Below are 8060 nucleotides of genomic sequence, written 5' to 3' on the forward strand. Positions count from 1 at the left end.
CAGGAAGTTTCGTTCGAGCTTCGTGCGATCGGTCGGCGTACGCAGACTGCTGCGGCGTGGCGGGCGGTGCGGGCGGTGGACGAGATCTTTGCTCGTTCCGGTGGTGGCGCGTTGCAGTTGAACACGCCGATGCAGCGGTTCTGGCGTGATGCTCATGCCGGTCTCGCGCACGCGATCCATGTGCCTGGTTCCATTTTCCATTCGTCGACGCTCTCGCAGCTCGGTGGCGAGCCGAAGGGCATCCACCGGGCAATGATCTGAGCCGTCCTGGGGACACCCGGAGGTGTCCCCATCGCGGTTTTCGTGGGGGTCGATGAGCATGTCGGTGAATCTGGTCGATGACCTCGGACTGTCCGCAGAACCCGGATCGGAGTGAGCGCCAACGCGCAATGTGGGTTATAGGACAAACACCGATAGGCTGGCGGTCATGGCTGAGTTCATTTACACGATGAAGAAGGTGCGCAAGGCGCACGGTGACAAGGTCATCCTCGATGACGTCACGATGAGCTTTTACCCCGGCGCGAAGATCGGTGTCGTCGGACCGAACGGCGCTGGTAAATCCAGCATCCTCAAGATCATGGCCGGACTGGACCAGCCGGGCAACGGCGAGGCATTCCTGGCTCCGGGCGCGACCGTCGGCATCCTCATGCAGGAGCCGGAGCTCGACGAGACCAAGACGGTTCGCGAGAACGTCGAGGACGGTCTCGGAGAGACGATGGTCCAGCTCAAGCGGTACAACGAGATCGCCGAGCTGATGGCCACGGATTACTCCGACGAGCTCATGGAAGAGATGGGCGAGCTGCAGGAGAAGCTCGATCACGCAGACGCGTGGGAGATCGACTCGCAGCTCGAGCAGGCTATGGACGCCCTGCGCTGCCCCCCGCCGGAAGAGATGGTCACCCACCTCTCCGGTGGTGAGAAGCGACGCGTTGCGCTCTGCAAGCTGCTGCTGAGCAAGCCCGACCTCCTGCTCCTCGATGAGCCCACCAACCACCTCGACGCCGAATCTGTCCTGTGGCTCGAGCAGCACCTCGCTGCTTACCCCGGCGCAATCCTCGCCGTGACCCACGATCGTTACTTCCTCGATCACGTCGCGCAGTGGATCTGTGAAGTCGACCGCGGACGCCTGTACCCGTACGAGGGCAACTACTCCACCTACCTGGAGCAGAAGGCTGCACGCCTCGAAGTTGCCGGCAAGAAGGATCAGAAGCTGCAGAAGCGCCTCAAGGACGAGCTCGCATGGGTTCGTTCCGGCGCCAAGGCCCGCCAGGCCAAGAACAAGGCTCGTCTCGATCGCTACGAGGAAATGGCGAACGAAGCCGAGAAGACCCGCAAACTCGACTTCGACGAGATCCAGATCCCGGCACCGCCGCGCCTGGGTGACGTGGTCGTGGAGGTGTCGAACCTCGACAAGGGCTTCGACGGCCGCGTGCTGATCAAGGATCTTTCGTTCACGTTGCCGCGCAACGGAATTGTCGGCGTCATCGGCCCCAACGGCGTCGGTAAGACGACGCTGTTCAAGACCATCGTCGGTCTCGAGGAGCCTGACGCCGGTGAGGTCAAGATCGGTCAGACGGTCAAGCTGAGCTACGTCGACCAGAACCGTTYCGGAATCGACCCCAAGAAGACGGTCTGGGAGACCGTGTCCGACGGGCTCGATTTCATCGTCGTCGGCCAGACCGAGTTCCCCTCGCGCGCGTACATCAGCTCGTTCGGTTTCAAGGGCCACGATCAGCAGAAGCCGGCCGGCGTCCTCTCAGGTGGTGAGCGCAACCGCCTGAACCTGGCGATGACGCTCAAGCAGGGCGGCAACCTGATCCTGCTCGATGAGCCCACCAACGACCTCGACGTCGAAACCCTCGGCTCGCTGGAGAACGCTCTCGAAGAGTTCCCCGGCTGCGCCGTCGTGATCTCGCACGATCGCTGGTTCCTGGACCGGACCTGTACCCACATCCTCGCGTGGGAAGGTGGCTTCGGCGACAACGAGGCAGCTTGGTACTGGTACGAGGGCAACTTCGAGGGCTACGAGGCGAACAAGGTCGAGCGACTCGGCCCCGACGCCGCACGCCCGCACCGCGTGACTCACCGCAAGCTCACCAGGGACTGATCCGGTGTCCGACGTATACACAGCGCAGATCCAGGTCCGGTGGGGCGATTCCGACCGGTTGGGTCACGTCAACAACACGCGTTACGTCGAGTACATGCAGGAAGCTCGCATCCAGTTCCTGGAAGCGAAACTGGCGCCGCTCGGCGGCCGGCCGGGATACCTCGTGGTTCGAAAGATGACCATCGAGTTCCTCAAGCCGGTCACCGATCGGTCCGGTCCCTTGAACGTGGAGATCTTCACGACTCACGTCGGGACTTCCTCGTTCACGGTTCGGCACGTCATCCGTGACAACGCGGGTGTCGAATGCGCCTTCGGCGACGCGTTGATGGTCGGATTCGACACCGTGTCCGAAAAGTCCAGACCGCTGGCGGACAGCGAACGTGCGGTGCTCGAAGCATCGCTTGTTCAGATGACGACATCGTAGATTTCGTTTCTCAGTTCACCCTAGGTACTGGTTGCCGCGGCTAGTCTCGAGTCAGAGATTGGTCGCGGCGATCAGAACCCACAAGGATGTGAGCCAGGAATGACAGACCGTGTACGGCAGCAGGGCACAGGCCTCGACGAAGCGACGTTGTTGACGCGTCTTCGCGAGGCCTTTTTCACGCACATCGACGAGGGTGACAGCGACGACGTCATCAACGGTCGATCGGATCGAGTCCTGCTCGCGCATCTCGCGCTCGGGAGGCAGCGGACGCCAGGCACGGCCGTATGGCGTGTGTACCGCCCGTCAGGATCCGAGGGTCTCGGCGCTGCCGTCCAGATCGTCACCGACGACATGTCGTTGCTCGTCGAGTCCGTTACCGCGATGCTCAACCGACAAGGTGTGGGAATCAGTCAATTCGCCCATCCGATCCTGACGGTTGAACGCGACAACGCGGGCAATCTGATTTCCTTGGGCGACAGCGGTATCCAAGAATCCTGGATGCACGTCCAGTTGGACTCCGAAGTCGAGTATTCCGATCTCGACGCGATCGAAGCCCACCTCGGCAAAGTACTCGCGGACGTCCGCCAGGTGGTTGGTGACACCCCGGACATGAAGGCACTGCAACTGCGCGTTGCCGACGAGTTGGAGAGTGCTGCAGAAACTGCCTCCGGGAGGATCACCCCCGAAGAATTCTCCGATACCGCTCGACTGCTCCGGTGGATGGCGGACGGAAACTACGCCGTACTCGGATACCGGCGATTCGAGGGCACGAAGGACGGCTCACGCACGGTCGCCGGCAGCGGGCTCGGCGTGCTGCGTTCCGACGCGATCACCGAAGGCCCGATGAGCTTGCCTCCCGTCGCAGATCTCCCGGATCGACCGCTTCTGGTGCTGACACAGGGATCGTTCCCCGCCACGGTGCACCGCGCTGTCTACCCGTACTTCGTGGGTGTCTCGATCCTCGACGACAGCGGAAACATCGTGGGGGAGCACAGATTCCTGGGTGTGTTCACCGTGGTCGCACTCCACGAGAACGTTCTCGCGATTCCCCTGATCGAGCGCCGCGTCCGCGAAGTCATCGCGCGTGCCGGTGTCGACCTGCATTCGTACTCCGGGCAGGCGATGCTCGAGGTCATCCAGTCCTTCCCGCGCACCGAGTTGTTCTCGAGCGATGCCGAGACCTTGTTCGAGACCGTCCACGCCGTGCACAGCATCGGGCTGCGTCGACAGGTGCGACTCTTCGTCCGCGAGGACACGTTCGGACGGTTCGTATCCTGCTTGGTGTATCTGCCTCGCGACCGGTACACGACGCGGGTGCGACTGGCGATGCAAAACCTGTTGTGGCGCGAATTCGGCCCAGGCACAGTTGATTACACCGCCCGGGTTACCGAGAACGATCTTGCGCTGTTGCACGTGACGATCCGGCGCGATCCGGACAGTGAGCCGGTTCATCTGGATGTCTCCGAGGCCAACCGCGAGCGAGTTCAGGCCCTGCTGACCGAAGTCAGTCGTAGCTGGGACGACCGCATCAACGACCTTGTTCGCGACATTCCGGGTGTGGATCCGGAACTGGTGCAACGGTATTCGCGGGTACTTCCCGATGGATACAAGGAGGACTTCGAGCCGTCACGCGCGCTGGCCGACATCGCCAGGCTCGAGGCGTTGGCGCCAGGCGCGATCGACGTACTGCTCTATCGCGCTGTGGACTCCGCGCCCGGTGCCTGGCGCTTCACGCTCTTCGTCGGCGGCGACGGTATCTCGCTGAGTCAGGTGCTACCGGTGCTGCAGTCACTCGGCGTCGAAGTTCTCGACGAGCGGCCGCACGTCGTGCAGCGACTCGACGGCGTTCAGTGCTGGATCTACGATTTCGGATTGTCGGTACCGGCGGATCTTCGGGCGTCGGTCGAGATCGACCTCGATGCGCAGGTGCCACTCGAGACCAGCACCGCCCCGCTGACCGAGGTCCAGAAGCGATTCACGGCTGCATTCGGTGCAGTCTGGTTCGGCCGGGCAGAAGCTGACCGATTCAACGAGTTGGTGCTGCGGGCCGGAATGTCCTGGCGGCAAGCCGTGGTGCTGCGTGCTTACGCAAAGTATCTGCGCCAGGCCACATTTCCGTACAGTCAGTTCCACATCGAAGGAATCGCGCTTACGCACCCGCAGACCGCGTTTGCATTGGTGCAGTTGTTCGAGGCGATGTTCGACCCCGAGAAGCAGGACGACATCCGCGTCGCCGAATTGGACGAGCAGTTGCGTGCGTCCATCGACGAGGTACTCAGCTTGGATGCCGATCGCATTCTGCGTGGAATGTTCTCCTTGGTGAAGGCGACCTTGCGTACCAATTTCTACGTCGTCGACGCCGATGGCCGCTCTCGCGACTACCTGTCGGTCAAGCTCGATCCCTCGCGGATCAGCGAGCTGCCCAAGCCGCGGCCGGCTTTCGAGATCTACGTGTACTCACCCGAGGTCGAAGGCGTCCACCTGCGATTCGGCGCAGTCGCGCGCGGCGGGCTCCGCTGGTCCGACCGGCGCGAGGATTTCCGCACCGAGGTGCTCGGCTTGGTGAAGGCTCAGGCCGTCAAGAACGCGGTGATCGTGCCGGTCGGCGCCAAGGGCGGCTTCGTCGTGAAGAATCCGCCTCTGCCGACGGGTGATCCGGCCGCTGATCGAACGGCGACGCTGGAAACCGGCAAAGCCTGCTACACCACGTTCATCTCCGGATTGCTCGACATCACCGACAACGTGCACGCGGCCACCGGCGAAGTTGTGACGCCGGATCGAGTGGTGCGCAAGGACGATCAGGATCGCTACCTGGTGGTCGCCGCGGACAAGGGCACGGCGACGTTCTCGGATCTCGCGAATTCGGTTGCCGCCAAGTACGACTTCTGGCTCGGCGACGCGTTTGCCTCCGGTGGCTCCGTGGGATACGACCACAAGGGCATGGGAATCACCGCTCGCGGCGCCTGGGAAAGCGTCAAGCGGCACTTCCGCGAACTCGGGGTCGACACGCAGACGCAGGATTTCACGACGGTAGGCGTCGGCGACATGAGCGGAGACGTGTTCGGCAACGGAATGCTCCTCAGTCGGCACATCCGTCTGGTGGGCGCGTTCGACCATCGACACATCTTCCTCGATCCGAACCCGGATGCAGCGAGCTCGTTCGTCGAACGTCAACGACTTTTCGAGTTGCCACGGTCGTCGTGGGCAGACTACGACAAGAGCCTGATCAGTGAAGGTGGCGGCGTCTGGGACCGCACGGTCAAGTCGGTTCCGATCGCCGAAAGCGTCAGGATCGCACTGGGTCTGGCCGAGGGGGTCACGAAGCTCTCGCCGCCGGAATTGATGCAGGCGATTCTGTCGGCACCGGTGGATCTGCTGTGGAACGGCGGAATCGGTACATACGTCAAGGCTTCGACCGAGACTAACGCGCAGGTCGGAGACAAGAGCAACGACGCGGTGCGAGTCGACGGTCAAGACCTGCGGGTCAAGGTGATCGGTGAGGGCGGCAACCTCGGCGTGACTGCTCTGGGACGAATCGAGTTCAGCGCCAACGGCGGTCACATCAACACCGACGCCATCGACAACTCGGCCGGGGTCGACTGCTCCGATCACGAAGTGAACATCAAGATCCTTCTCGATTCGCTCGTGCGTTCGCAGTTACTGCCGACGCAGGAACGGAATCCGTTGCTGGCGTCGATGACCGACGACGTGGCGGCGCTGGTGTTGGCGGACAACATCGCCCAGAACGCGCTGCTCGGAATCTCCCGCGTGACGGCGCCGCAGATGCTCGGTGTTCACCGCCGTCAGTTGACGGATCTGACCAAGGCACGTGGCCTTGACCGCAAGCTCGAGGCGTTGCCGACCGACAAGGAGATCGAGCGTCGACTCGAGGCCGGTGTGGGTCTGACGTCGCCGGAATTGGCGACGCTGACGGCGCACGTGAAGCTTTCACTCAAGGACGATCTGCTCGCAACCGAGTTGCCGGACAACGATTTCTTCGCCCAGCAGATCCCGCAGTACTTCCCGACCGCTGTTCGCGATCGGTTCGAAACGGAGATCAAGGCACACCCGTTGCGGCGGCAGATCGTCGCGACGATGCTCGTGAACGAAGTGATCGACAACGGCGGAATCACGTACGCCTACCGCTTGGCCGAGGAGACCGGAGCGAGCAGTACCGACTCGATCCGTGCCTACGCCGCTGTGCGAGAGGTCTTTGCGCTCGACGAGGTGTGGTCGCGAATCCGCTCGGCCGGCGTCAGTGCAGAGATCGAAAACGAGCTGATCGTGGAGTCATGCCGCTTGCTCGACCGCGCGTCGCGGTGGTTCCTGGCCAATCGGCCCCAGCCGATCGCGGTCGGCGCCGAAGTTGCGCGCTACTCGGCAGCGTATCGGGCGACGGCGCCGCTGGTTCCGGGGCTGCTCGCCGGCCACCAGCTCGACGATCTGCTCGTGCGCGCTCAATCCGTGATCGATCGCGGGGCTCCGGAAGCGTTGGCGCTGGACGTGTTCCGACTGCTCGACGTCTACTGCCTGCTCGACATCGCGGATATCGCCGACATCGCAGATCACGACATCACCGAAGTCGCGGAGCTGTACTACGCCTTGGACGCGCATCTGGGAATCGACTGGCTGCTGAGCGCGGTCTCGGGACTCGAGCGCGGCGATCGCTGGCACTCGCTTGCTCGGCTCGCGTTGCGAGACGACCTCTACAGTTCGCTGCGGCAGTTGACGATGGAGGTTCTGGCCGGCGGCGAGCCGGGGGAGTCGCCGCAGGAGAAGATCGACGAATGGGAATCGACCAACGCCTCGCGGCTGAGTCGGGCGAGGGCAGCTCTCGTCGAGATCTTCGAGTCTGGGACGCTTGACCTCGCGACGCTCTCGGTGGCGGCGCGTCAGGTTCGTAGCATGGTGCGCAGCATGGGCACCCGATCGGAGGTAGGACGTTGAGCGAAGGATTCCACGCCGAAGTTGTGGTTCGGTGGTCCGACATGGATGCCTTCCAGCACATCAACCACGCACGGATGGTGACGTTGCTCGAAGAGGCGAGGATTCCTTGGTTGTTCGAAGACTCGCGCCCGACGGTCACCCTGCGTGACGGGGCTGTGATTGCCGATCTCCATGTGCGGTACCGCGGGCAACTGCGGCACGACGATTCACCGCTCGATGTCTTCATGTGGGTGGAAAAGGTTCGCGCGGTGGACTTCACCATCGCGTACGAGGTTCGCCCCCGCGGCGCCGATCTCAGCGTCCCGCCGTCCATCGTGGCATCGACTCAGATCGCGGCCTTCGATATCGACACTCAACGTCTGCGCCGCCTCAGCGGGCCCGAGCGGGAGTACTTGGAGAGCTGGCAACGTGCATGAACGTGTCCTGACCGTGCCCGAGGAGGCCGAGCGAAAGAACTTGGCCGGCTTCATCGGTCACGCCTTGCGTTTGGACGAGTCCGCGGTCATCCGAATGCGTCGACGCGGCGATGCGCACCTGAGCGTCTGGGCGTCAACGGGTTTCGACGCTCTGGCGACGCGAACC

At 63.0% G+C, this 8060-nt stretch carries 6 protein-coding genes; all 6 read left to right on the plus strand.

The genetic code is table 11. The features are described 5' to 3' along the window. Positions 1-261, plus strand: a 261-nt coding sequence (locus tag AC1DWA_RS32435; protein ID WP_477847080.1) for an acyl-CoA dehydrogenase family protein, incomplete at its 5' end; no start/stop codon positions are given. 166 nt (positions 262-427) lie between these two features. After that, on the plus strand, positions 428-2107 hold the full coding sequence (gene ettA, locus AC1DWA_RS32440; protein ID WP_477917545.1) for an energy-dependent translational throttle protein EttA: 1680 nt from the start codon (positions 428-430) through the stop codon (positions 2105-2107). A 4-nt stretch (positions 2108-2111) separates the two neighbouring features. Continuing rightward, positions 2112-2531 (plus strand): acyl-CoA thioesterase, encoded by a 420-nt coding sequence (locus AC1DWA_RS32445; RefSeq protein ID WP_019749099.1) that lies wholly within the window; start codon positions 2112-2114, stop codon positions 2529-2531. Between the two features lie 99 nt (positions 2532-2630). Next, positions 2631-7478: an NAD-glutamate dehydrogenase gene (locus tag AC1DWA_RS32450; RefSeq protein WP_020908241.1), complete on the plus strand. Its 4848-nt coding sequence runs from the start codon at positions 2631-2633 to the stop codon at positions 7476-7478. Beyond that, positions 7475-7894 carry an acyl-CoA thioesterase gene (locus tag AC1DWA_RS32455; protein ID WP_003944573.1) on the plus strand — a complete coding sequence of 140 codons (420 nt, stop codon included), beginning with the start codon at positions 7475-7477 and terminating at the stop codon, positions 7892-7894. Before AC1DWA_RS32450 ends, AC1DWA_RS32455 begins: the two co-directional genes overlap by 4 nt. Next, a partial coding sequence (locus AC1DWA_RS32460) for a DUF8010 domain-containing protein (RefSeq protein WP_477917547.1) occupies positions 7887-8060 on the plus strand: 174 nt, incomplete at its 3' end. The genes AC1DWA_RS32455 and AC1DWA_RS32460, both read left to right, overlap by 8 nt.

This window comes from Rhodococcus sp. P4_F3_2, from assembly GCF_056401335.1.

What these genes read in the sequence shown, in the direction of transcription:
- AC1DWA_RS32450 (WP_020908241.1), top strand. Translation starts at nt 2,631, where the DNA reads ATGACAGACCGTGTACGGCAGCAGGGCACAGGCCTCGACGAAGCGACG.